At 67.9% G+C, this 21,920-nt stretch carries 23 protein-coding genes and 1 tRNA gene; 13 read left to right on the top strand and 11 right to left on the bottom strand.

The window, feature by feature from the left end; all coding sequences use genetic code 11:
- Positions 1 to 79: 79 nt before the first annotated feature.
- Both ACXDF8_RS09660 and ACXDF8_RS09655 read left to right on the top strand, forming a co-directional pair.
- Positions 80 to 1,750, top strand: coding sequence for an FAD-binding dehydrogenase (locus ACXDF8_RS09660; protein ID WP_457223017.1), 1,671 nt, complete (start codon positions 80 to 82; stop codon positions 1,748 to 1,750).
- Between the two features lie 113 nt (positions 1,751 to 1,863).
- Complete coding sequence (locus ACXDF8_RS09655; protein WP_457223016.1) at positions 1,864 to 2,418, top strand: hypothetical protein; 555 nt, start codon at positions 1,864 to 1,866, stop codon at positions 2,416 to 2,418.
- 42 nt (positions 2,419 to 2,460) lie between these two features.
- Here ACXDF8_RS09655 and ACXDF8_RS09650 read toward each other — a convergent pair whose 3' ends face one another.
- Positions 2,461 to 3,984 carry a carotenoid oxygenase family protein gene (locus ACXDF8_RS09650; RefSeq protein WP_457223015.1) on the bottom strand — a complete coding sequence of 508 codons (1,524 nt, stop codon included), beginning with the start codon at positions 3,982 to 3,984 and terminating at the stop codon, positions 2,461 to 2,463.
- 218 nt (positions 3,985 to 4,202) lie between these two features.
- On the opposite strand from ACXDF8_RS09650, the gene ACXDF8_RS09645 reads away from it, so the two are divergent.
- Positions 4,203 to 5,516 (top strand): PucR family transcriptional regulator, encoded by a 1,314-nt coding sequence (locus tag ACXDF8_RS09645; RefSeq protein ID WP_457223014.1) that lies wholly within the window; start codon positions 4,203 to 4,205, stop codon positions 5,514 to 5,516.
- Between the two features lie 56 nt (positions 5,517 to 5,572).
- On the opposite strand, the gene ACXDF8_RS09640 is transcribed toward ACXDF8_RS09645, so the two are convergent.
- Positions 5,573 to 5,646 (bottom strand) — tRNA-Pro (locus ACXDF8_RS09640).
- A gap of 165 nt (positions 5,647 to 5,811) precedes the next feature.
- Between ACXDF8_RS09640 and ACXDF8_RS09635 the strand changes: the two genes are divergently transcribed.
- The gene (locus ACXDF8_RS09635; protein ID WP_457223013.1) at positions 5,812 to 6,021 is read left to right on the top strand and encodes a hypothetical protein; all 210 of its coding nucleotides are present in this window, start codon (positions 5,812 to 5,814) and stop codon (positions 6,019 to 6,021) included.
- Here ACXDF8_RS09635 and cds1 read toward each other — a convergent pair.
- The 3 genes from cds1 to ponA2 all read right to left on the bottom strand — a co-directional run bounded on the left by cds1 (position 5,952) and on the right by ponA2 (position 10,504).
- Positions 5,952 to 7,046 (bottom strand): L-cysteine desulfhydrase Cds1, encoded by a 1,095-nt coding sequence (gene cds1, locus ACXDF8_RS09630; RefSeq protein WP_457223012.1) that lies wholly within the window; start codon positions 7,044 to 7,046, stop codon positions 5,952 to 5,954. The genes ACXDF8_RS09635 and cds1 overlap by 70 nt on opposite strands.
- Positions 7,043 to 7,999 (bottom strand): metallophosphoesterase, encoded by a 957-nt coding sequence (locus ACXDF8_RS09625; protein WP_457223011.1) that lies wholly within the window; start codon positions 7,997 to 7,999, stop codon positions 7,043 to 7,045. Before ACXDF8_RS09625 ends, cds1 begins: the two co-directional genes overlap by 4 nt.
- A gap of 75 nt (positions 8,000 to 8,074) precedes the next feature.
- The gene (gene ponA2, locus ACXDF8_RS09620) at positions 8,075 to 10,504 is read right to left on the bottom strand and encodes a transglycosylase/D,D-transpeptidase PonA2 (RefSeq protein ID WP_457223010.1); all 2,430 of its coding nucleotides are present in this window, start codon (positions 10,502 to 10,504) and stop codon (positions 8,075 to 8,077) included.
- Between the two features lie 289 nt (positions 10,505 to 10,793).
- Here ponA2 and ACXDF8_RS09615 point away from each other — a divergent pair, with 289 nt between their 5' ends.
- Positions 10,794 to 11,147 (top strand): WhiB family transcriptional regulator, encoded by a 354-nt coding sequence (locus ACXDF8_RS09615; protein WP_457223009.1) that lies wholly within the window; start codon positions 10,794 to 10,796, stop codon positions 11,145 to 11,147.
- 71 nt (positions 11,148 to 11,218) lie between these two features.
- On the opposite strand, the gene ACXDF8_RS09610 is transcribed toward ACXDF8_RS09615, so the two are convergent.
- A complete protein-coding gene (locus ACXDF8_RS09610) occupies positions 11,219 to 12,352 on the bottom strand; it encodes an ATPase BagB (RefSeq protein WP_457223008.1) in 1,134 nt (377 codons plus the stop codon).
- Entirely contained in the window at positions 12,353 to 13,372 is a 1,020-nt protein-coding gene (locus ACXDF8_RS09605) for an ATPase BagA (protein ID WP_457223007.1), read from the bottom strand.
- Positions 13,373 to 13,436: 64 nt separating this feature from the next.
- On the opposite strand from ACXDF8_RS09605, the gene ACXDF8_RS09600 reads away from it, so the two are divergent.
- From ACXDF8_RS09600 to ACXDF8_RS09590, 3 genes are read left to right on the top strand one after another with little or no spacing between them, the layout of a single operon-like run.
- Positions 13,437 to 13,598 (top strand): Sp36 family protein, encoded by a 162-nt coding sequence (locus ACXDF8_RS09600; RefSeq protein WP_163805316.1) that lies wholly within the window; start codon positions 13,437 to 13,439, stop codon positions 13,596 to 13,598.
- Positions 13,595 to 14,053, top strand: coding sequence for a RidA family protein (locus tag ACXDF8_RS09595; protein WP_457223006.1), 459 nt, complete (start codon positions 13,595 to 13,597; stop codon positions 14,051 to 14,053). The genes ACXDF8_RS09600 and ACXDF8_RS09595 overlap by 4 nt, the downstream gene beginning before the upstream one ends.
- 4 nt (positions 14,054 to 14,057) lie before the next feature.
- Positions 14,058 to 14,840, top strand: a complete 783-nt coding sequence (locus ACXDF8_RS09590; protein ID WP_457223005.1) for an MBL fold metallo-hydrolase — start codon at positions 14,058 to 14,060, stop codon at positions 14,838 to 14,840.
- 64 nt (positions 14,841 to 14,904) lie between these two features.
- Here the strand turns inward: ACXDF8_RS09590 and crp are convergent, their stop codons facing one another.
- On the bottom strand, positions 14,905 to 15,579 hold the full coding sequence (crp, locus tag ACXDF8_RS09585) for a cAMP-activated global transcriptional regulator CRP (RefSeq protein ID WP_005138643.1): 675 nt from the start codon (positions 15,577 to 15,579) through the stop codon (positions 14,905 to 14,907).
- A gap of 101 nt (positions 15,580 to 15,680) precedes the next feature.
- Positions 15,681 to 15,989 (bottom strand): hypothetical protein, encoded by a 309-nt coding sequence (locus tag ACXDF8_RS09580; RefSeq protein ID WP_457223004.1) that lies wholly within the window; start codon positions 15,987 to 15,989, stop codon positions 15,681 to 15,683.
- A 93-nt stretch (positions 15,990 to 16,082) separates the two neighbouring features.
- Between ACXDF8_RS09580 and nth the strand changes: the two genes are divergently transcribed.
- Genes nth through marP form a run of 4 tightly spaced genes read left to right on the top strand, consistent with a single transcriptional unit; the run spans position 16,083 to position 19,561 of the window.
- Positions 16,083 to 16,907 carry an endonuclease III gene (gene nth, locus ACXDF8_RS09575; RefSeq protein WP_457223003.1) on the top strand — a complete coding sequence of 275 codons (825 nt, stop codon included), beginning with the start codon at positions 16,083 to 16,085 and terminating at the stop codon, positions 16,905 to 16,907.
- A gap of 25 nt (positions 16,908 to 16,932) precedes the next feature.
- Positions 16,933 to 17,574, top strand: a complete 642-nt coding sequence (locus ACXDF8_RS09570; protein ID WP_457223002.1) for a TlpA family protein disulfide reductase — start codon at positions 16,933 to 16,935, stop codon at positions 17,572 to 17,574.
- Between the two features lie 23 nt (positions 17,575 to 17,597).
- Positions 17,598 to 18,377 carry an NUDIX hydrolase gene (locus ACXDF8_RS09565; protein ID WP_457223001.1) on the top strand — a complete coding sequence of 260 codons (780 nt, stop codon included), beginning with the start codon at positions 17,598 to 17,600 and terminating at the stop codon, positions 18,375 to 18,377.
- Positions 18,374 to 19,561 carry an acid resistance serine protease MarP gene (marP, locus tag ACXDF8_RS09560; RefSeq protein WP_457223000.1) on the top strand — a complete coding sequence of 396 codons (1,188 nt, stop codon included), beginning with the start codon at positions 18,374 to 18,376 and terminating at the stop codon, positions 19,559 to 19,561. The genes ACXDF8_RS09565 and marP overlap by 4 nt, the downstream gene beginning before the upstream one ends.
- Here the strand turns inward: marP and ACXDF8_RS09555 are convergent.
- Together ACXDF8_RS09555 and ACXDF8_RS09550 are read right to left on the bottom strand one after the other, a co-directional pair.
- Complete coding sequence (locus tag ACXDF8_RS09555; RefSeq protein WP_457223064.1) at positions 19,554 to 20,528, bottom strand: alpha/beta fold hydrolase; 975 nt, start codon at positions 20,526 to 20,528, stop codon at positions 19,554 to 19,556. The genes marP and ACXDF8_RS09555 overlap by 8 nt on opposite strands.
- Positions 20,528 to 21,049, bottom strand: coding sequence for a phage holin family protein (locus ACXDF8_RS09550; protein ID WP_457222999.1), 522 nt, complete (start codon positions 21,047 to 21,049; stop codon positions 20,528 to 20,530). The genes ACXDF8_RS09555 and ACXDF8_RS09550 overlap by 1 nt, the downstream gene beginning before the upstream one ends.
- A 145-nt stretch (positions 21,050 to 21,194) precedes the next feature.
- Here ACXDF8_RS09550 and ACXDF8_RS09545 point away from each other — a divergent pair, with 145 nt between their 5' ends.
- Positions 21,195 to 21,917 (top strand): S1 family peptidase, encoded by a 723-nt coding sequence (locus tag ACXDF8_RS09545; RefSeq protein WP_457222998.1) that lies wholly within the window; start codon positions 21,195 to 21,197, stop codon positions 21,915 to 21,917.
- Positions 21,918 to 21,920 lie beyond the last annotated feature (3 nt).

Below are 21,920 nucleotides of genomic sequence, written 5' to 3'. Positions count from 1 at the left end.
ATCAGTCCCGGCGCTCGACGTTCGGTCCGCGGAGTCGAGTTGTACGGTGGCCCTGTTCCGACACCGAAGGATTCACCCTATGGAAGCTGACGTCATCGTCGTCGGGGCCGGCCTGGCCGGACTCGTCGCCACCCACGAGCTAACCAGTCGCGGTAAGCGGGTTGCGTTGGTCGACCAGGAGAACGAGGCGAACCTGGGTGGTCAGGCCTACTGGTCCTTCGGAGGGCTGTTCCTGGTCGACACCCCCGAGCAGCGCCGCCTGGGCGTCAAGGACTCTTTCGAACTCGCCTGGAGTGACTGGCGGGGCAGCGCCCAGTTCGACCGGATCGACGACGAGGACTCCTGGGCGGTGAAGTGGGCCCGGGCCTACGTCGAGTTCGCTGCTGGCGAAAAGCGCTCTTGGCTGCACGGGCATGGGATCACGTTCCTGCCTACCGTCGGCTGGGCCGAGCGCGGCGATCTGCGCAGCGACGGACACGGCAACTCGGTGCCGCGCTTCCACGTCGCGTGGGGCACCGGAACCGGTGTGGTCGAGCCATTCGTCGTCTCCGCGCTGGTGGCGGCCGACCGCGGACTGGTGACCTTCCACCATCGCCACCGGGTGGACGAGCTGGTTGTCAGCGACGGGGCGATCACCGGCGTGCGGGGCGCCATCCTGGCCCCCGACGATGCGCCGCGCGGCGCACCGTCCAATCGGGATCATTTGGGCGAGTTCGAATTTCGTGGTCAGGCCGTCATCGTTACGACCGGTGGCATCGGGGGCAACCACGACATCGTGCGGCGGCACTGGCCGGCGCGGATGGGAACTGCCCCCAAGCGGATGATCACCGGTGTGCCTGCCTATGTCGACGGCAGGATGCTCGACATCGCCGCCGAGTCCGGTGTTCGGCTTGTCAACCGGGACCGGATGTGGCACTACACCGAGGGCGTGCAGAACTGGGATCCGATCTGGCCGGCCCACGCGATCCGGATCCTGCCCGGACCGTCGTCGATGTGGTTCGACGCGCTCGGCCGTCGGCTCCCGGCGCCCTACCTGCCCGGCTACGACACCCTGGGGACATTGCGTTATCTGCGGACCACGCCCGAGATCGCCGGCTACGACCACAGCTGGTTCGTCCTCACGCAGAAGATCATCGAGCGCGAGTTCGCCCTGTCGGGCTCCGAGCAGAATCCTGACATCACCGGTAAGGACCGCGGCGCGTTCCTCAAGGAGCGGCTGCTGAGCAAGGGCGCGCCAGGACCGGTCGAGGCGTTCAAGACCCACGGCGCGGACTTCGTGGTCGCCGACGGACTCGAGGAGCTGGTGGCCAAGATGAATGCCCTCACCGACGAGCCGCTGCTCGATGCGGGGCTGATCCGGTCGCAGATCGAGTCCCGCGATCTGCAGATGGCTAACCCCTACGCGAAAGACGCGCAGGTGCAGGGCATCCGCAACTCGCGGCGCTACATCGGCGATCGGATCGGACGCACCGCCGCGCCGCACCGCATCCTCGATCCGGCGGCAGGCCCGCTGATCGGGGTTAAGCTGCACGTCCTGACCCGCAAGACGCTGGGTGGCATCCAGACCGACCTGTCGTCTCGGGCTCTAGGCCGCGACGGCACGCCGATCGACGGCCTGTACGCCGCCGGCGAGGTCGCGGGCTTCGGCGGTGGGGGAGTGCACGGCTACAACGCGCTGGAGGGCACATTCCTGGGCGGGTGCCTGTTCTCCGGCCGTGCCGCGGGACGGGCGGCAGCGGCGGCCCTGTAGGCCGCGGCGCCCTTCTGGCCATGTTGCTGGGTGCCCGATAGTTAGCGTGGGTAACGATAGGTATCGGTTCTAGCCCAGGCCGGATAGTATGGCTCCATCAGGAAGGGGCTGATATGAGCCTTCGACACACGTCGGTCCGCGCCGCCGCGGCCACGTCGCTGTGCGTCGGGGCGTTGTTTGCCGCGGGGGGAACCGCGACTGCCGCGCCGAGTACCAACCCGGCTGCGCCGGCGTCGGACACGTCCGACCTGCAGACGTTTCTCGACAGTTTGACGCGCAGCTACAACGACACCATCGGCCGATCGGTCGATGAGGCGCGCGATTCCGCCACCGAACAGACCCAGGCCAACATCGCCACGGCCGTCGCCGTTCCGATCGCCAATGGTGGTGTCGGAGTCGCGTCGGCGGCCACCGGTGGCGTCGCCTCGGCACTGTCGTACCTGTTCATCCAGAACCTCGGCGGTTTCGGTTCATCCGGCGCGTCCGCGTTGTCAGCGGCCGCGGTGCCCGCCGCTTCGGTGGGGCTGCCATCGCTGTCCGCGCCCGCGGCGCTCGGTCCGCCGTCCCTGCCGCCGCCGCCCGCGCTGCCACCGCCACCGTGGATCCCGTTCCTGCCCGGCTCGCCGCCGCTGCCGCCGCCACCGGCGCTGCCCGCACCACCATTCTGAAATCGAGGCACCTGCCCGCAACTGTGGGCAGGTGCCTCGCGTTCACAGGCTCAGCGCGTGTTCAGGGACCCAGGTGCCGTGAATCGTGTGCAGACGCAGCGGCAGCTTGTACCCGCCGAGCGGGCCGGCCTGCACGTTCTGCGCGTCGTAGACGAGCAGATCGCTGTGGCGCTGGCTGACCCGATTCACAAGTGCCAGAAGGTAACCCACGCCTTCAGGTGCCTCAGGAGACGCTGGGACGAACTCGACCTCGTGCGCGGTATCGCCCTCGGGCAGGACGTGCACCGAGAACTTCTTCTCGTCGAAGTCGTAATGCCCGACTCCGTTTAGCCTCGACACCAGCGGCGCGTACTTCGTGATGTCTTCGGGGCTGGCAGAGTCCTGCAAGGCGGCCTCGACGGCCTCGTACGGAACACCCGAATTCATCACCGTGACGAACCCGTGGTGATGCTCCGACATCTCCCTTCGGGCGTCGATTTGCGGCATCTCACACAGGATGCCGGAAATGGCTTCCGTGGTGAATGGAGTCGCCGTGTCGCTGTGGTCGATGCGCCAGCGGGTCAACCGTGTGGCGAGATCCAGCGGTTCGAACATGTTGCCCTGGGTGTCGGGGAAGAAGAACGGGAAGGGCCCCTTGCGCCCCGCAGTCAGGTCGACCACAGTGACATCGCCGTCGTCATAGGCGTTGAGAAAGTGGCCGGCCGCCGCGGTGGGGATCTCGATCCAGCGCATCTCCTCGCCGCGGCCGTAGCGCGGCATCACGCCGACGTAGGTTCCTTTGGTGGGATCCCACTGCCAATGGTCACCGCCGGCCTTCAACCGTTCCAGGTCGACCGCGGCTGGGGAGATGGGGATGACAACGTGCCCACGGGTGACGCGGAAGTCGTGGATGTAGGCGGCGTGGGGTGCCTCGAACCAGGCTTCGTGTTTGACGTGCCCGCTGGGATCGATGACGTAGTAGGCGATGTCGCGGGTGGCCTCACCCTTGGCCTCGTAGCCGAACAGGAACATCTCTCCGGTGTCCGGATCGAAGCTCGGGTGGGCAGTGCAGGTCTTGCTGGTCATCGCGCCGTGGAAGTCCCACTGCCCGATGGTCTCTAGGGTGTCGGGGTCGATCTCCCACGGCAGACCGTCCTCTTTGAGCATCAGCAGCTTGCCGGCATGCCACACGGCGTGGGTGTTGGCCGTGGAACGGACGCGGCCGCGCACGCTGGGGTCGGCGGTGTAGACGTTGCGGTACCGGCCGAACAGGGCCTGGCGGGCGGCGCGTTCCAGTCGGAACTTCTCGGTCCGCACATAGCGCGACTTGAAGTCGGCGTGACCGTTCTGGAAATGGAACATCGTCGCCATGCCGTCGCCGTTGAGGCCGATTTCGTCGCGGAACATCGGAGGGTGGGCCCAGTCGTAGGCGGCCCGGTAGTAGCGACCGTTGAGGTCGGCCGGGATCTGGCCGAACGACTCCAACTCGTAGACATCGGCTTCGATGCGGCTGGGCGCGTTGTCTCCCTGGAACAGCGGGATGTCCGGAAAGGACGTGCCGGGCCGCAGGTTCAGTGACGTGTTCATGGTCGTCCTCGGATGCAGTTCGGGCGCCGGCGGGTGTCGGCGGTATTGCGGTTCATTGCCATTGCAGCCAGTCGCGTAGGGGATCTCTTGCGGTGCCGCCACAGGGTTCGGTGTTCGTTTTGCGGTGAGAACGCAGAAAGCAGGTTCGCAGCGGGACGGCGCGCAGGCGGACGGGCCCTAAGATGGCGCTGCAGGCGAGGTCGGTTTGGAGGTGTGTGGTGCCCGTCCGACACACATGGATCCGCGATCTTGCGCCCCCGCCCCGATTCTCGCTCGAACCTGCGTGTTCGGCCGCGACCGTCGCGGCGGCGGAGGCAGAACTCGGTGCCGGTCCGGTCGCCTGGACCGTCGACATCAGCGCCCGGATCGCCGCCGCCAACGAAGGCGGAAGCCTCGGGCACGCAGCGTCCCTCGCCCAGAGCGACGAGCGGGCCAACTGCGAGGCTTGCGTGCTTGCCCTGCTGCGGGGTCTCTACGCGGGTGTTGGCCCTTCAGCCCTGGTCATCCCCGCCGAGGTTTGGGAATCCAACCAGCGGGCGCTGCGACGCGGGATGCCGTTTGCGACGTTGTTGCAGAACGCCTGGCACGCCCACAGCCACCTGCAGCAGGAACTGCTGAACATGCTGGTCAACGACACCGTCGCGGCGACCTCCCCGGAAGGAACCCTGCGAATGGCTGCGGACGTCAATCAGACGATGACCGCCTACTTCGACGCTTTGTGGAAGAAGTCCACCGAGGAGTGGGACTACCACCAGCGCGACTGGGAACAGCATGCCGCACTTGCCAAGCGGGAGGCCGTCCTGTCCATCATCGACGGGACCGCAGACGTCGACGAGGTCGAGGGAGTTGTGGGGCTCAAGCTCACCTCCCACCACGTCGCGATCGTCGTCGGAACCGACGAAACTCAGGCGTCGGCGTCGGCCCTGACTGCCCGATTACGGCGCGCGCTGACCGACGCGGCCAAGACGCTCGCCGCTCAGATCACCGTCGTCGAGATGGATAACGGAATGCTCGGAGCGTGGCTGAGCTTGCCCACCGCGCCCTCGGACCGGTTTCTGATGACGGTCCGCGAGCTGTTGGTGGACCTGCCTGCCGCCTGGTGCGCTGTGGGGCCAACAATTGCCGGCGCCAAGGGTTTTCGGCGCAGCTACTTGGTGGCGGCACGGTTGGGGCGCCATGCACAATCGCACCCGCGCGACGGCAACACCGTGCTGGGCCTGGACTCGGTGCGGGCTGCGAGCCTTCTGGTCGATGACCTGGAGTTCGCCGGCTGGTTCGTTCGCGACACCCTGGGCGGTTTGGTCGGCGTAAGTCCCAAGGACCAAGATCTACGCGAAACTCTGTTGCAGTACCTCTCCAGCGGGCGAAGTCCGCGTCTGGTGGCCGAGAAGATGCACGTTGCCCCAAACACCGTCGCCTACCGCGTCAAGCGGGCAGAGCAGCTGTTGGCGCGGGACAGCGGAGACCAACCACTCGACGTGATGCTGGCACTGTCGCTGGCTAGCGACCTGCCCGAACTCCTGGCCGAATAACGACAGAAGGCCCCGACCCGGAAACCGGATCAGAGCCCTCTGTCTGCTCACTCAAGTCGGGGTGGCGGGATTCGAACCCACGACCTCTTCGTCCCGAACGAAGCGCGCTACCAAGCTGCGCCACACCCCGCGTGGAGCCACGACAGCGTATCGCACGTGACCCTCGAGAAGCCAAACGGCTAGTCGGAGGCCGATTCGCCAAACTCGCGGCGCACCGCGGGAAGCAATGGCGATGTCGGTGGCGTTGTGCAGACTAGCGGCAGATCGAACATGCCGAGCACGAAGGGTGGAGCGGATGATGACCGCTTTGGGGGCCGTGGTCTACGGAGGGTTCTTTCTGCTGGCGGCGTTGTGGCTGGTGGTGACCGGCGACTACGACACCGCTGACTCCGATGCAGACTTCGACACCGTGGGTGCCGACGCGGCCGCGCCGGATCAGACCCAGGTGCAGGATCGCTCGAACTCGGCGAGCGCGCCGGAGTACTCGCTCGGCTCCAGCTTGTGAGCCGATAGCCAGTCGGCATCGAAGTAGGTATCGGCATAGCGGTCGCCGCTGTCGGCGATCAACGTGACCACTGAGCCGCTGACGCCGGCAGCCACCATCTCGGCCAACAGGCCGAAGGCGCCCCAGATGTTGGTCCCCGTCGACGGCCCGACCCGTCGTCCCAAGACTCGCGAAACATGGTGTGCCGCAGCGATAGAGGCCGCGTCCGGAACGCACTCCATCCGGTCGACTACCTCCGGCAGGAACGACGGCTCCACCCGAGGGCGACCGATCCCCTCGATCCGTGAGGGCATGCCGGTGACCACGTCGGAGCGGCGCTGCGCGTAGGACGGGAAGAACGCCGAGTTCTCCGGATCGACGACGCACAGTTTGGTGTCGTGCCGCCGATAGCGGATGTAGCGCCCGATTGTGGCGCTGGTGCCGCCGGTGCCTGCCCCGACCACGACCCAGGTGGGAATCGGGTGCCGCTCGTCGCGCATCTGCTCGTAGATCGACTCGGCGATGTTGTTGTTGCCCCGCCAGTCGGTGGCGCGTTCGGCGTTGGTGAACTGGTCCAGGTAGTGCCCGCCGGTCTCGGCGGCGATCCGCTGCGCCTCGGCGTAGACCTCGTCGGACCGGTCGACGAAATGGCACCGGCCGCCCTTGGCCTCGATCAACCGGACCTTCGACGTGCTGGTCGAAGCGGGCACCACCGCAACGAACGGCAGACCCAACAGCGCGGCGAAGTAGGCCTCTGACACCGCCGTCGAGCCGGACGACGCCTCGACGACGGTGGTGTGCTCACCGATCCAGCCGTTGCACAGCCCGTAGAGAAACAACGAGCGGGCCAGCCGGTGCTTGAGGCTGCCGGTGATGTGGGTCGACTCGTCCTTGAGATACAACGCGACATCCACCCCGTCGCACCACGACGAGGGCAACGGGTAGCGCAGCAGATGGGTGTCGGCACTGCGTCGCGCGTCCGCCTCGATCAGACGGATGGCTCCGTCGACCCAATCCCGCGGATGGCTGTGGGCGGCGACGATCACCGCACGGACGCGGTCGGGGAGGACCGCACCGCGGTCCGGCTCTCGTCGCGCCCGCCGGTCGGTGCGGCCACCAGCGTCAGCAGGGTGGCCTCCGGGCGGCAGCAGAACCGGAACGGCGAGTACGGCGAGGTGCCGATCCCCGCCGACACATGCAGCGCGGTCTCCGCCCCCCACCGAGACGCGCCCTTGGCCCGCGAACGGTCCAGATCGCAGTTGGTGACGATCGCGCCGTAGAACGGCAGGCACAGCTGCCCACCGTGGGTGTGGCCGGCCATCACCAGCTGGTAGCCGTCGGCGGCGAACCGGTCCAGGACGCGGGTGTACGGGGCGTGGGTGACGCCGAGGGTGAGGTTGGCGCTCCGGTTGGCGGGCCCGGCGATGGTGTCGTACCGGTCGCGCGCCAGGTGCGCGTCGTCCACGCCGGCGGCCGCGATGGTCAGCCCGGCCACCTCGAAGTCGCGGCGGGTGTGGGTCAGATCCAGCCAGCCGCGTTCGGTGAACGCCGCCCGCAGGTCCTGCCAGGGCAGCGGCTTGCCGTGAATGCGGTGGTCGCTGTCGGTGAGGTACTTGGCCGGGTTCTTCAGCTTGGGCGCGAAGTAGTCGTTGCTGCCGAAGACGAACACACCGGGCACCGAGAGCAGGTCGCCGACCGCCTGGACCACCGCCGGTACCGCCTTGGGGTGCGAGAGATTGTCACCGGTGTTGACCACCAGGTCGGGCTCCCAGCGCGACAGCTCCCGCAGCCAGGCCTGCTTGTGCCGTTGGGCGGGACGCATGTGGATGTCGCTGAGATGCAGCACCCGCAGCGGCGTGGAGCCCGGCGTCAGCACGGGCATGGTGACCTCGCGCACGACGAAGGCGTTGCGTTCGACCACCGTGGCGTAGCCGATCGCCAGCGCGGCCGAACCCGCGGCCGCTACTGCGGAGGATTTCACTGCTGACGGCACAGCCATACCGGCAAGAATACTGCTACCGCCTGGTTACGGGCCCGCCGAGCTGGCTGTGAAAAACGCGACGTCACATCCGCCTCACGGTGGTGGCGGCGCCAGAAGGGGCACCGTGATCGGCGGCAGGCCGGGGATCTCCACCACGGTTTGGCCGAACGGCGCGCCGTCCAGGCCCGGGATCGGCGGGGGAAGGCCCGCCGGAGGTGGTGGTGGAGGCGGCGGGATTCCGTTGCTGATCTGGATCGTGACGATCGAACCGGGGATGGTCTGCCCGCCGGGGGAGGTGCCGACCACTGTGCCGTAGGGCGAGGCGCTGTTGACCGGGGTGGGCTGGTCGGCGACCTGGAACCCGGCCTCCTTGAGGCGATCCCGCGCCATGTCCTGGGTCAGCCCGGTGACGCTGGGCACCCGCGAACCCGGGCCGCCGTCGACATATCGCGGATCGGTGGGCGGCAGCGCCACGTCACCGAAGGCCTCGGCCATCGGCTTCATCGCGGTGAACCAGGTCTTGGCGGGCTCGTTGCCGCCGTAGAGGTTTCCATCGCCGCACTGGCGCAGCGGCCACGAGCACAGATCCGACGGCGTCGGGGAATCGTCATAGATGTAGGCGGCCGCCGCGTAGCGGTTGGTGTAGCCCAGGAAACCCGAGGACCGATGCGCCTCGGTGGTGCCGGTCTTGCCTGACATCGGCAGGGTCCAGCCGACCGAGCTGGCCGAGCCGGCCGCGGTGCCGCTGACGTCGTCCTTACTCAGGGCGTTGGACAGGGTGTTGGCCAGCCCCTCGGGCACTACCTGGTCACAGGCCTCGGTGGTCACCGACACCTCGTTGCCGTTGCGGTCGTAGAGCTTGTCGATCGGGTTGGGTGGGCACCACACGCCGCCGGACGCCAGCGTCGCCGCGACGTTGGACAGCTCGAGCGGGTTGACTTCGATCGGACCCAGGGTGAAGGACCCGAGATTCTGCCGCTTGATGAAATCGGCCAGGCTCTCGTTGGTGCCGGGCTCGTAGGGGCGGGCAGTGCCCGGCTCGGCGTAGGAACGCAGGCCCAGCTTGACCGCCATGTCGACGGTCCGCTGCACCCCGACCTGCGAGATCAGCTTGGCGAAGGCGGTGTTGGGCGAGGTGGCCAACGCGTCGGTGACGCTCATCGAGCCGCGATAGTTGCCGGCGTTCTGCACGCACCAGGTGTCTTTGGGACAACCCTTGGCGCCGCCACTGCCCAGTCCCTTGGCCTCGAATCGGACCGGGGCGTCGAGATTGGCGCTGATGCCCATCCCCATGTCGAGGGCGGCGGCGGTGGTGAAGATCTTGAAGATCGACCCCGCGCCGTCCCCGACCAGGGAGAACGGCTGCGGCTGCATGGTCTCCCCGAGCGCCGAGTCGAGGCCGTAGGTGCGGTTGCTGACCATCGCGGTCACCGGGTGCGCGCTCTTGCCTGGCATCACCACGCTCATCACGCTGGCGATGCCCTGGATGTCGGGCGCGGCCAGCGAGTCGACGGCCTGCTTGACCGAGTTCTGCACGTCCGGATCCAGGGTCGTCTTGATCAGGTAGCCGCCCTTGGCGAGCTGCTCCTTGCTGATGCCGGCGCGGGCCAGATATTCCTGTACGTAGTCGCAGAAGAACGCGCGATCGCCGGCGGCGATGCAGCCTCGTGGCAACTCGTTGGGCTGCGGCAGGATGCCCAGCGGCTCCTGCTTGGCGGCGCGCAGCTCGTCGGCCTTGTCCGGCAGGTTGTCGATCATGGTGTCGAGCACCAGGTTGCGCCGGGCCAGCGCGCCGTCGGGGTTGGTGTACGGGTTGAGTGCGCTCGTGGACTGCACCAACCCGGCCAGCAGCGCGGCCTGCTGCCAGTTCAGCTGCGAGGCGTCGACCCCGAAATAGGTCTGCGCCGCGTCCTGGATGCCGAAGGCGCCGTTGCCGAAGCTGACCAGGTTCAGGTAGCGGGTGAGGATCTCGGGCTTGGTGAACGTCTTGTCCAGGGTGAGCGCCATGCGGATCTCGCGCAGCTTGCGCGCGGGGGTGGTCTCCACCGCCGCGCGCTTCTCGGCGTCGGTCTGCGCGATCACCAACAGCTGATAGTTCTTCACGTACTGCTGCTCGATCGTCGATCCACCGCGGGTGTCCATATCGCCGGAGGCGTAGCCCGCCAGACCTGTCAGCGTGCCCTTCCAGTCGACACCGTTATGTTCGGCAAACCGTTTGTCCTCGATCGAAACGATTGCCAGTTTCATCGTGTCGGCGATTTTGTCGCTGGGGACCTCGAAGCGGCGCTGCGAGTACAGCCACGCAATGGTGTTGCCCTTGGCGTCGACCATCGTCGTCACGGCAGGCACTTCGCCCTCGACCAGCTGCGCCGATCCGTTGGCTACGACGTCCGAGGCGCGGTTGGAAATCAACCCGATGCCACCCACCACGGGAAACAGCAGTGCCGCGAGCAACACGCTGGCCAATAGGCAGCACCAGGCCAGCTTGATGATGGTGGCGCCGGCCGGCGGGCGATCCGACATGGGTTACAGAGTAACTAGGGGTTCCGGGGCCTTGCGGTGCGTACCGGGCCGGGCCAATATGGCCGTGGCAATTGACGGACAAGTCAGAAAGCCCAGTTCATGATCGGTCGGCACGATCGTCCCAAAAAACATGAGATCCAACTGTTGCGCAAAAGATACCTGACCACCTAACTTAAACAGACAGTGCGATTCAGGTAACACTCCCGATCGCAATGTGGCGTAGATCGCATAAGGTCTGCACCCGAACATTTGTAAGCCGCGGTGTGCGGCCGGACGAAGGGGATCGCCGGTGTCAAGTATTCGGCCCGCTGCCTGTAAGCCAAGCGCAGCGCCTCTGAACGGTTTGTGCGACAAAGCTGACGGGGAGGCCCGGATTGCGTGGGTATCCCGGGCTTTGTGCCGGTCAACCGACCCTGACGAGCTATTCGTCCGGGGTGCGGCGCAGCGCAAGGCAGCCGTGATCTGCCGGCACTGTCCGGTCATGGCCGAATGCGGTGCCGACGCCCTGGACAACCGCGTGGAGTTCGGGGTGTGGGGCGGCATGACCGAGCGTCAGCGGCGCGCCCTGCTCAAGCAGCACCCCGAAGTGGTGTCCTGGGCCGAATTCTTCGCCGCGCAGCGCAAGCACCGTAGCGTCAGCTAACTTCGGACCAAACGTCCGGACTCAACGTCCGGACCCAGCCTCCGGACCGAGCCGCCGCATGTCGCCGGCGGTTACCGTCCCGTTTCCCCGGTGATCTGATCGGCAATCGCCTGCAGTGCGTCCAGATCGGACACGTCAAAGGGCAGCGAAGGCACCCCGACCACCGCCACATGTGGGTTGGCCCCGGTGAACCGCGACAGCAGCCGGATCTCGCGCTTGGCGGTCTGCGCCCGATCGGCGTGGATCCGCAGCACGGCCGCCGTCAACTGATCACCGTTGTCCGACCCCGCTGCCAATGCCTCGGCACCGTCGACGGCGCGCTCGACACTCAACGCGCACAACGTCGGGTGGGTGCGGTTGAGGATGAGCCCGGCCAGCGGCATACCCTCCGCGGAGAGCCGGTCGACGAAGAACGACGCCTCGCGCAGCGCGTCGGGCTCGGCGGCCGAGACCACGACGAACTGGGTGCCCCGCCGCTTGAGCAACTCGTAGGTGCGGTCGGCCTTCTCCCGGAACCCGCCGAATGTCGAGTCCAGTGACTGCACGAAAGCCGAAGCGTCGGAGAGCATCTGCGAGCCCAGGATCGTCGACATCGCCTTCATGGCCAGGCCGACCACGCCGGTCACCAGACGTCCGATACCGCGGCCCGGGGCCAGCAGCAGGCGCCACAGCCGGCCGTCCATGAAGCTGCCCAACCGTTTCGGGGCGTCCAGGAAATCGAGCGCATTGCGCGACGGCGGGGTGTCCACCACCACCAGATCCCAGCGGTCCTGGCCGAGTAGCTGGCCGAGCTTCTCCATGGCCATGTACTCCTGCGTGCCGGCCAGTGACGTGGCGACCGTCTGGTAGAACTGGTTGTCCAGAATCGCTTGTGCGCGTTCGGTTCCCGAATGCTCGATGACCATCTCGTCGAATGTGCGACGCATGTCCAGCATCATCGCGTGCAGCTCACCGGACACCTCGGGTGCCAGCGGCACCCGCTGCGGAGAGTTGCCGAGTTCCTTGATACCCAGCGCCTGGGCCAGTCGTTTGGCGGGGTCGATCGTCAACACCACCACGTGGCGGCCGTACTCGGCGGCGCGCAGCGCCATCGCCGCCGCGGTGGTGGTCTTCCCGACGCCGCCGGCGCCGCAGCACACCACGACCCGGTTGGACTTGTCGGCCAGGATCGACTTCATGTCGAGGGCTGGAGGTGCGCCGCTCATTTATCGGACTCCTTGCTCTGCAAGCGTTTCGGCCAACTCGTACAGGCTGCCCAGATCCACGCCGTCGGCGATGGTCGGCAACTCCAGCCGTGAGACGTGCAGACCCTCGAGTTGTTCGGCGCTTTCGGTGCGGGCGCGGATCCGGCTGGCGTGCTCGATGGCCTCGGTCAGCAGCCCGGCGAAGTCGGCGTCCTCGAGGGTGATGCCGGCCCGGGTCAGACCGGCGCGGACCGCGTCGGCGTCGATGTCGCCTTCGGCGGCCTTGGCCAGGTCGTCGGGGGCCAGGAACGGCGGGATGTTGCGGTTGACGATCACGCTGCCGATCGGCAGGCCGAGCTCTTCGAGTTCCTCGATGGCTTCGATGGTCTCCTGGATGGGCAACGCTTCCAGCAAGGTGACCAGGTGGATCGCCGTCTGCTCGGAGTGCAGCAGCTTGACGACCCCCTCGGCCTGCGAATGCACCGGCCCGCCCTTGGCGAGGTCGGAAACCGCCTTGGTGACGTCGAGGAATCGGGCTATCCGCCCGGTAGGCGGCGAGTCGACGACGACCGCGTCGTAGGCGGGGCGCTTGTCGCGGCCCACCCGCACCACCGATTCCTTGATCTTGCCGGTCAACAACACGTCGCGAAGGCCCGGCGCGATCGTCGTCGCGAACTCGATCGCCCCGATCCGGCGCATGGCCCGGCCGGCCAGCCCCAGGTTGTAGAACATGTCGAGGTACTCCAGGAACGCCGCCTCGATGTCGATCGCCAGCGCGTTGACGTGCCCGCCGCCGTCGGCGGTGGCGATCTTGGACTCCTCATAGGGCAGCGGCGGCACATCGAAAAGCTGCGCAATGCCTTGGCGCCCTTCGACTTCCACGAGCAGGACCCTGCGGCCCCCGGCGGCCAGCGTTAGCGCCAGGGCGGCCGCGACGGTCGTCTTACCGGTGCCCCCCTTGCCGGTCACGAAATGCAGCCGGGCCTTCGTGAGGCGAGAAGGCCAGCCGACAGGAGCGCCGTCGCTCGGTGTGGTCACCATCCATGCATGCTAGCCAAGCGGTTGCACCAACCTGGGTGAAAGGTGTGAGCGATAAGCTTCGGCCATGAGCGAACCGACGACATGGGAGTACGCCACCGTGCCCCTGCTGACCCACGCGACCAAGCAGATTCTCGACCAGTGGGGTGCCGACGGCTGGGAACTCGTCGCGGTGCTGCCGGGCCCCACCGGTGAGCAGCACGTCGCCTATCTGAAGCGGCCCAAGTGAGTGGGGCAACCGCCCGCCTCGCTGAGTTGGGGCTGACGCTTCCCGAGGTCGTGGCGCCGCTGGCGGCCTATGTCCCGGCCGTGCGCACCGGCAACCTGGTCTACACCGCCGGTCAGCTGCCGATGCAGGCCGGCACCCTGCCGGTGAGCGGCAAGGTTGGCGCCGAGGTCACCCCGGAAGACGCCAAGGCCGCCGCGCGGGTGTGCGCACTCAACGCCCTGGCCGCCGTCGACAGTGTGGTCGGTATCGACAACGTGACCCGGGTGGTCAAGGTCGTCGGATTCGTCGCCTCCGCCCCCGGATTCACCGGACAGCCCGGCGTCATCAACGGCGCCTCGGAACTGCTCGGTGAGGTCTTCGGCGAGGCCGGCGCTCACGCCCGTTCGGCCGTCGGGGTGTCCGAACTGCCGCTCGACGCGCCGGTCGAGGTGGAACTGATCGTCGAGGTCGCGTGAGCGCGTGACCCATCCCGCGTACGGGGTGTTGAGGCCGGTCGTGGAGACGGACACGGTCGTGGCCTCCGTCTTGCTGTGTGACAACCCGGGCATCATGACGCTGGACGGCACCAACACCTGGGTATTGCGCCACCCCGGCAGCGACGAGATCGTCGTCATCGATCCCGGGCCCGACGACGACGAACACATCAGCCGGCTGGCCGGCCTCGGCAGGATCTCGCTGGTGCTGATCAGCCACAAGCACGAGGACCACACCGGCGGCATCGACAAGATCGTCGACGCCTCCGGGGCGGTGGTGCGCTCGGTGGGCAGCGGCTTCCTGCGCGGGCTGGGTGGCCCGCTGGCCGACGGCGAGGTCATCGACGCTGCGGGGCTGCGCATCACCGTGATGGCCACCCCCGGCCACACCGCTGACTCACTGTCGTTTGTGGTGGGTGACGCGGTGCTCACCGCCGACACCGTGCTGGGCCGCGGGACCACCGTCATCGACGACGAGGACGGCAACCTGAGCGACTACCTGGAATCGTTGCGCCGGTTGCAGGGGCTTGGCCCGCGCCGGGTGCTACCCGGGCATGGGCCCGAGCTCGACGATCTCGCTGCGGTAAGTGCCATGTACCTGGCCCACCGCGAGGAGCGCCTCGATCAGGTGCGCCAAGCCCTGCGGGTGATCGGCGAAGACGCCACTGCCCGGCAGGTCGTCGAGCACGTCTACACCGATGTCGACGAGAAACTGTGGGACGCCGCCGAGAAGTCGGTGCGCGCCCAGCTGGACTACCTGCGGGCGTGACTTCGGCGCGGAAACCGCCGCTGAGCGAACGCAACCGCGCCGGAATCGGCGCGGTTAGCGGGCTCTAGCGCGCTCGCCGTGCCAATCTTTCGCTGTCGCTGATCAACACGCTCTTGCCTTCCAGGCGGATCCAGCCGCGGTGAGCGAAGTCGGCCAGCGCCTTGTTCACCGTCTCGCGGGAGGCGCCCACCAGCTGGGCGATCTCTTCCTGGGTGAGGTCGTGGGTGACGCGCAGGGCGCCGCCCTCCTGGGTCCCGAACCGCTGCGCCAGCTGGAGCAGCTGCTTGGCGACCCGGCCGGGAACGTCGGTGAAGATCAGGTCGGCAAGGTTGTTGTTGGTGCGGCGCAGCCGGCGGGCCAACACGCGCAGCAGCTGCTCGGCGATCTCGGGGCGGTCGGCGATCCAGGCCCGCAGCGCGTCGCGGTCCATCGAGACCGCGCGCACCTCGGTGATGGTGGTAGCGCTGGACGTGCGGGGGCCCGGGTCGAAGATCGACAGCTCACCGAACATGTCGGACGGTCCCATGATGGTCAGCAGGTTCTCGCGTCCATCCGGGGAGCGGCGGCCGATCTTCACCTTGCCGGAGATGATGATGTACAGCCGGTCACCGGGCTCGCCCTCGGCGAACACCGTATGCCCTCGCGGGAAATCAACCGGCTGTAGTTGCTTGGTCAGCGCGGAAACAGCGCTGGGCTCAACTCCCTGGAAGATTCCGGCCCTCGCCAGGATCTCGTCCACGTTGCCCCTCTTTAAACTCTTCGATGATGTGAAATACGCAGGCCAGCTCTGTCGCTTAGCGAGTTCAGTGTAGAGGCAGCCGGTCTTGCGACGAGCCAACGCTACACACGATTGGCGTATTGAGTCCGGTGAACTTGCGGATTCGGCGTGGCGTGCGCGTACGACCGGGTGGGCAAACCGGGCTCATCGGCGCCCAGTCGGGAGTGCCCGTCCGGCCGTCGATGGGGGATTCCAGCCGCCGCTGGCGGCGCCTTTGCCGCCGCCTTGGCCGCTTTGGCCGCCCGCTCCAGATACTCGGTGACGTCGTCCTCGGCGGTGCGGTCGGTCTGCAGTGCTTCCTCGACTCGTTGCAAGCCGAACGTCGAAAGCATCAACAACCCTGGAACACACACCGCGAGCAACCAGGTCACGGGGAAAGTAAACACGGGCAAGGTCTCAGCGGGATTACGGTTTGTCACCGGTCCGTCCGCAGCCTGACGGACCCCGTCAGTACCCTTGGCTTCGTGACTACGGACGGCACGTCGACCAGGCGCAAGACGGCCGGCAAGCCTGCCAAGAAGCCCGCTTCGGCCGAGGCGGCGGTCAAGCCCGCAGCCACCAAGTGGGACACCGAAACCCACCTCGGCCTGGTGCGCCGCGCTCGCCGGATGAATCGGGAGCTGGCGACGGCGTTTCCCCACGTCTATTGCGAACTCGACTTCACCAATCCGTTGGAGCTGACGGTCGCCACCATCCTGTCGGCGCAGTCCACGGACAAGCGGGTCAACCTGACCACCCCGGCGCTGTTCACCAAGTACCGAACCGCTCGCGACTACGCCCAGGCCGACCGCACCGAACTCGAGGAGCTGATCCGGCCCACCGGCTTCTACCGCAACAAGACCAGCTCCCTGATCCGGCTCGGTCAGGAACTCGTCGAACGCTTCGACGGGCAGGTGCCCAAGACGATGGACGAATTGGTCACCCTGCCCGGTGTCGGGCGCAAGACCGCCAACGTCATCCTCGGCAACGCCTTCGACATCCCGGGCATCACCGTCGACACCCACTTCGGCCGGCTGGTTCGGCGCTGGCGCTGGACCGCCGAGGAAGACCCGGTGAAGGTCGAGCACGCGATCGGCGAGTTGATCGAGCGCAGCGAGTGGACGTTACTGAGCCACCGTGTCATCTTTCATGGCCGCCGCGTCTGCCACGCCCGCAAGCCGGCATGCGGCGTCTGCGTGCTGGCCAAGGACTGCCCGTCGTTCGGCCTCGGCCCCACCGACCCGCTGATCGCCGCGCCGCTGGTGAAGGGCCCCGAGACCGAGCATCTGCTCGCCCTGGCCGGGCTCTGACCCCTCGGCCCGGCACTACGCACTTATGACGACCTCGACCCGCTGGACCCTGCTGGTGCTCGCCGTGATCGCCGCCTTGGTGGCGGCGCTGGTGGCCGCACTCGACGACCCGCCGGCCGGCCCGACCGGTGATCCGAGCACCCAGGTGTCCCGCACGCACCGCGACGCCGACACTCCCGAAGCGCTGGCCGGTCCGCGCCAGCGCGCCGATCTGCCGCCGTGCCCCACCGGCGCGGACAATCCCGGCCCGGCCACGTTGCGCGGGATCGTGGTCGAGTGCGCCGCCGACGGCTCGAGCGTCGACGTGGCCCGGGCGCTGGCCGGCCGCCCGGTGGTGCTGAATCTGTGGGCCTACTGGTGCGGGCCGTGCGCCGAGGAATTGCCGGCCATGGCCGAATACCAGCGCAGAGCCGGCGAAACGGTGGCGGTGGTGACCGTTCACCAGGACGAGAACGAGACCGCGGCGCTGCTGCGGCTCGCCGAGCTGGGGGTGCGGCTGCCGACGCTGCAGGACGGTCAGCGTAAGGTCGCCGCCGCCCTCGGCGTGCCCAATGTGATGCCCGCAACGGTGGTGCTCCGCGCGGACGGTAGCGTTGCGAAAATCCTGCCGCAGGCGTTCGCCAGTGCCGACGAGATCGCCGCAGCGGTGAAGAATGCTTTGCAGTGACAACGAATGAGAGAGACGCGCCGGTGACCTCTGGGGGTACCTCCCGCTCACAGAGCCCGGTGACGCTCAACCCGCATCGCCGGCCGTCCTGGCTGGCGCCGCTGGTGGAAAACGTCGACCGGGTGCCGCAGGCCTACCGCCTTCGGGTGCCCCCCGAACTCGTCGCGGCGGTCAGTGGAGCCGGTGAGGCCGCACGCAGCGGCCGCGACGCCGCGGTGCTGGTGCTGTTTTCCGGACCAGACTCCGCCCGCTCGCCCGGCCCGCTGCCCGACGACGCCGACCTGCTGCTGACGGTGCGGGCCGGCACCCTGCGCCACCATGCCGGTCAGGCCGCCTTCCCCGGCGGTGCCGTCGATCCCGGCGACACCGGCCCGGTCGACACCGCGCTGCGGGAAGCTCAGGAGGAGACCGGCATCGACCCGGGCCGCCTGCACCCGCTGGCGACTCTGGAGCGAATCTTCATCCCGCCGTCCGGCTTTCATGTCGTGCCGGTGTTGGCGTATTCGCCCGACCCCGGGCCGGTGACCGTTGTCGACGCGGCCGAAACCGCCGTCGTCGCACGGGTTCCGGTGCGGGCCTTCGTCAATCCGGAGAACCGGCTGATGGTGTACCGCACCGGCGCGGGAGTCCGCTACGCCGGCCCTGCCTTCCTGCTCAACGAGATGCTGGTGTGGGGCTTCACCGGCCATGTCATCTCGGCGATGCTGGACGTGGCGGGCTGGTCCCAGCCGTGGAACACCGAGGACGTCCGGGAGTTGGACGAGGCGATGGCGCTCGTCGGAAGCAGTGAGGAGCCGCTGTGACGAGTTCGCAATGGCTGGACATCGCCGTAGTGGCCGTGGCGTTCGTCGCGGCGATCTCCGGCTGGCGGTCCGGCGCACTCGGCTCGCTGATGTCCTTCGTCGGTGTGGTGCTGGGCGCGATCGCCGGCGTGATGCTGGCCCCGCACATCGTCAGCCACATCACCTCGCCGCGGACCAAGCTGTTCGCCGCCCTGTTCCTGATCCTGGCGCTGGTGGTGATCGGTGAGGTGGCCGGCGTGGTGCTCGGCCGCGCGGTGCGCGGTGCGATCCGCAACCGCGGGGTGCGCTCGGTCGACTCGGTGATCGGCGTCGCGTTGCAACTGGTCGTGGTGATGGTGGCGGCCTGGCTGCTGGCGAGCCCGCTGACCTCCTCGGACCAGCCGAATCTCGCCGCCGCCACCCGCGGCTCGAAAGTGCTTGCCGAAGTGGACAAGTACGCCCCGGAGTGGCTCAAGTCGGTGCCCAAGCGGATGTCGGCACTGCTGCGGACGTCGGGCCTGCCCGAGGTGCTGCAGCCCTTCGGCCGCACCCCGATCCAGGCCGTCGACGCCCCCGACGCCTCGCTGGCCGACAGCATTGCCGTCGCCAACGCCCGCCCCAGCGTGGTGAAGATCCGCGGCGTCGCGCCCGGCTGCCAGAAGGTGTTGGAGGGCACCGGATTCGTCATCGCCCCCAACCGGGTGATGTCCAACGCGCACGTGGTCGCCGGATCCGACAGCGTCACCGTGGAGGCCGACGGCCAGACCTACGACGCGACGGTGGTCTCCTATGACCCCAACGCCGACATCTCGATCCTGGACGTGCCGAACCTGCCGCAGCGCCCGCTGGTGTTCGCCGAACAACCGGCCAAGTCGGGCACCGACGCCGTCGTGCTCGGCTACCCCGGTGGTGGCGAATTCGCGGCGACCCCGGCGCGGGTACGGGAGACCATCGAGCTGAGCGGACCCGACATCTACCGGACCACCACCGTCAATCGCGAGGTGTACACCATCAGAGGTACTGTGCGACAAGGTAATTCGGGTGGTCCGATGATCAACCGTGCTGGCCAGGTGCTTGGTGTGGTGTTCGGTGCCGCGGTCGACGACAACGACACCGGATTCGTGCTGACGGCCAACGAGGTGTCGCGTCAGCTGGCCAAGATCGGCAACACCGACAAGGTGCCCACCGGCGCCTGTGTCACTTAGCCGGACCGTGCACCTGGTCGAGGAACCGGCGCAGGTGCTCGTTGACCTCGGCCGGCGCCTCCTCGTGCGCGTAGTGCCCGACCTCGGCGACCGAGACGAACCGTCCGCGTGGGGCGTAGTGCTGGGTGCGGTGTACGGCGGCCGCGAGCACGTAGGGGTCGGCATCGCCGCGCAGGTGCAGCAGGGGGACGTCGAGCTGGCGGTTCATCGCCTTCATAAAGCGCCAACCCTCGCTGCGTAACTGGCTGCGGACGGCCCAGCGCTGGTATTCCAGCGCCGAGTGCGCGGCCGACGGAATCTGAATGGCCCGGCGCATGTGCGAGATGGTCTCGGAGAAGTCCTCGGAGGCAAGCCATTTGCCCGAGGCCCGGCTGCGTACGATGCGCTCGAGCAGTTCGGCGTTGTGCCGGGTGAGCGCGTGCTCGGGCCACATTGGCAGCTGGTAGCGCAGCAGGCTGGGCAGCAGGGCGCGGCTCTGGTCGCGGCGGGTCAGCGCCGACGCGCGCAGTGCCGCCGGGTGCGGCGAACTAACCAGAGCGACGGCCCGCACCATCCGTGAGTGCAGCATCGAGGTCGCCCAGCACACCAGCCCGCCGTCGGCATGCCCGACCAGCGTCGCCGAGCCGTGGCCCAGCGCCCGGATCAGACCGGCGGTGTCGCCGGCCAGGGTCCAGCCGTCGTAGCCGCGTGGCGGCTTGTCGCTGCCGCCGTAGCCGCGCAGGTCCACCGCGACCACTCGCGCTCCGGACAGCCCACGCAATTGGTGGCGCCACGACCACCAGAACGATCCGAAGCCGTGCAGCAGGATGACCAGCGGGCGGGACGTGCCGGGGGTGGGGGGCTGGGTGTCGTCGTGCTGGTCGCCGTTGTTCGACTCGACACAGTGGAACCGGATGCCGTTGGCGTGGACGTCGAGGTGACGCCACGGGCCCGCGATGCGGGCGACCGATGGATCCGGTTGCGCCATCACCAGCCGGAGGGGTCGGTGGGCGGTGTGGTGCTGCCGTTCGTCGTCGCGACCGCCTTGCCGGGTGTCTTGTCATGCCCCGGCGTCAGCGCGTCCCTGGTCTCCCGGACGGATTCGATGGTCTGCTGCGGCCCGCGGATCCGGCGGACCTTGAGATACCCCAGGAAGGCGAACACCGCGGTGGTGAGCAACATCAACCCGAACACGATGAGGAAGGCGACCCATCGCCACAACCAGGTGTCGAGCAGTTCGGCGAGGAAGAAGAACAGGAAGAACGTGGAGTAGAACAGCACCACCAGCGCGAGGATGAAGAAGACGCTGCCGGTCAGGCCCTTCTTGACGTCGCGGGTGATCTCCGCCTTGGCCAGCTCGACCTCGGCGCGCACCAAGGTGGACACCTGGGCGGTGGCATCCTTGACCAGGTCGCCGATGGAGGGATTGGCAGGGACCGCGTTCGGGTCCACCAGCGGGATCGAGGTGACGGTGGTGGGCACCCCGTTCTTGCGATCGCCATTGCTCACGGCTGTCCTCCAACTGTTCGCTGTCGTCGCGGTTCATGTTGCCATGCCCGGCTCGCGGCGGGATACCCAGTGAGCTGTTACGCAAGTTACGGGTGTGATCAGGCTAGACTGCGTTGTCGGGGTGGACTGTTGATGGAGGTTGCCAGTGACGACCGCGCACCGTGTGCGGCTGACGGCGGGGGCTGCGGTTCTGGCCCTCGGCGGGCTGCTGGCCGGCCCGGCTTCGTATGCCGGTGCCGACGGCAAGGTGCCGCTCGGTGGCGGGGCGGGCATCGTCGTCAACGGCGACACCTACTGCACCCTGACCGCCATCGGCAATGACAACACCGGCGCGCTGATCGGATTCACCTCCGCGCACTGTGGCGGGCCGGGTGCGCAGGTCTCCTCCGAGGAGCGACCCGATGATGGCGTGGTTGGCACGATGGTCGCCGGCAACGACAACCTCGACTACGCGGTGATCCGCTTCGACCCCGCCAAGGTCGATCCCGTCTCCAACTACAAGGGCTTCGTCATCGACGGCATCGGCGCGGACCCGGTCTTCGGTCAGATCGCCTGCAAGCTCGGCCGCACCACCGGCTACTCGTGCGGCGTCACGTGGGGGCCGGGACAGGATCCGGGCACCATCGTCAACCAGGTCTGCGGCCAGCCCGGCGATTCCGGCGCCCCGGTGACGGTGGACAACAAACTGGTCGGCATGATCCACGGCGCGTTCAGCGAGGACCTGCCGACATGCGTCGTGAAGTTCATCCCGCTGCACACCCCGGCGGTGACGATGTCGATCAACGCGATCCTGGGTGACATCGCCGCGAAGAACCGGCCCGGCACCGGCTTCGTTCCGACCGCGTCAGTGGCGCCGGGCCCCGCTTAGCTG

It is taken from the genome of Mycolicibacterium sp. CBM1, from assembly GCF_054073305.1.
The sequence above is the reverse complement of the archived record's forward strand: the minus strand, read 5'-3'. Positions and strand labels throughout refer to the sequence as shown.

Bases quoted from the DNA above. Each gene is read 5' to 3' on its own strand.
- ACXDF8_RS09660 (WP_457223017.1), top strand. From the start codon at position 80: ATGGAAGCTGACGTCATCGTCGTCGGGGCCGGCCTGGCCGGACTCGTC.
- ACXDF8_RS09655 (WP_457223016.1), top strand. From the start codon at position 1,864: ATGAGCCTTCGACACACGTCGGTCCGCGCCGCCGCGGCCACGTCGCTG.
- ACXDF8_RS09650 (WP_457223015.1), bottom strand. From the start codon at position 3,984: ATGAACACGTCACTGAACCTGCGGCCCGGCACGTCCTTTCCGGACATC.
- ACXDF8_RS09635 (WP_457223013.1), top strand. From the start codon at position 5,812: ATGATGACCGCTTTGGGGGCCGTGGTCTACGGAGGGTTCTTTCTGCTG.
- ACXDF8_RS09625 (WP_457223011.1), bottom strand. From the start codon at position 7,999: ATGGCTGTGCCGTCAGCAGTGAAATCCTCCGCAGTAGCGGCCGCGGGT.
- ponA2 (WP_457223010.1), bottom strand. From the start codon at position 10,504: ATGTCGGATCGCCCGCCGGCCGGCGCCACCATCATCAAGCTGGCCTGG.
- ACXDF8_RS09610 (WP_457223008.1), bottom strand. From the start codon at position 12,352: ATGAGCGGCGCACCTCCAGCCCTCGACATGAAGTCGATCCTGGCCGAC.
- ACXDF8_RS09605 (WP_457223007.1), bottom strand. From the start codon at position 13,372: ATGGTGACCACACCGAGCGACGGCGCTCCTGTCGGCTGGCCTTCTCGC.
- ACXDF8_RS09600 (WP_163805316.1), top strand. From the start codon at position 13,437: ATGAGCGAACCGACGACATGGGAGTACGCCACCGTGCCCCTGCTGACC.
- ACXDF8_RS09570 (WP_457223002.1), top strand. From the start codon at position 16,933: ATGACGACCTCGACCCGCTGGACCCTGCTGGTGCTCGCCGTGATCGCC.
- ACXDF8_RS09555 (WP_457223064.1), bottom strand. From the start codon at position 20,528: ATGGCGCAACCGGATCCATCGGTCGCCCGCATCGCGGGCCCGTGGCGT.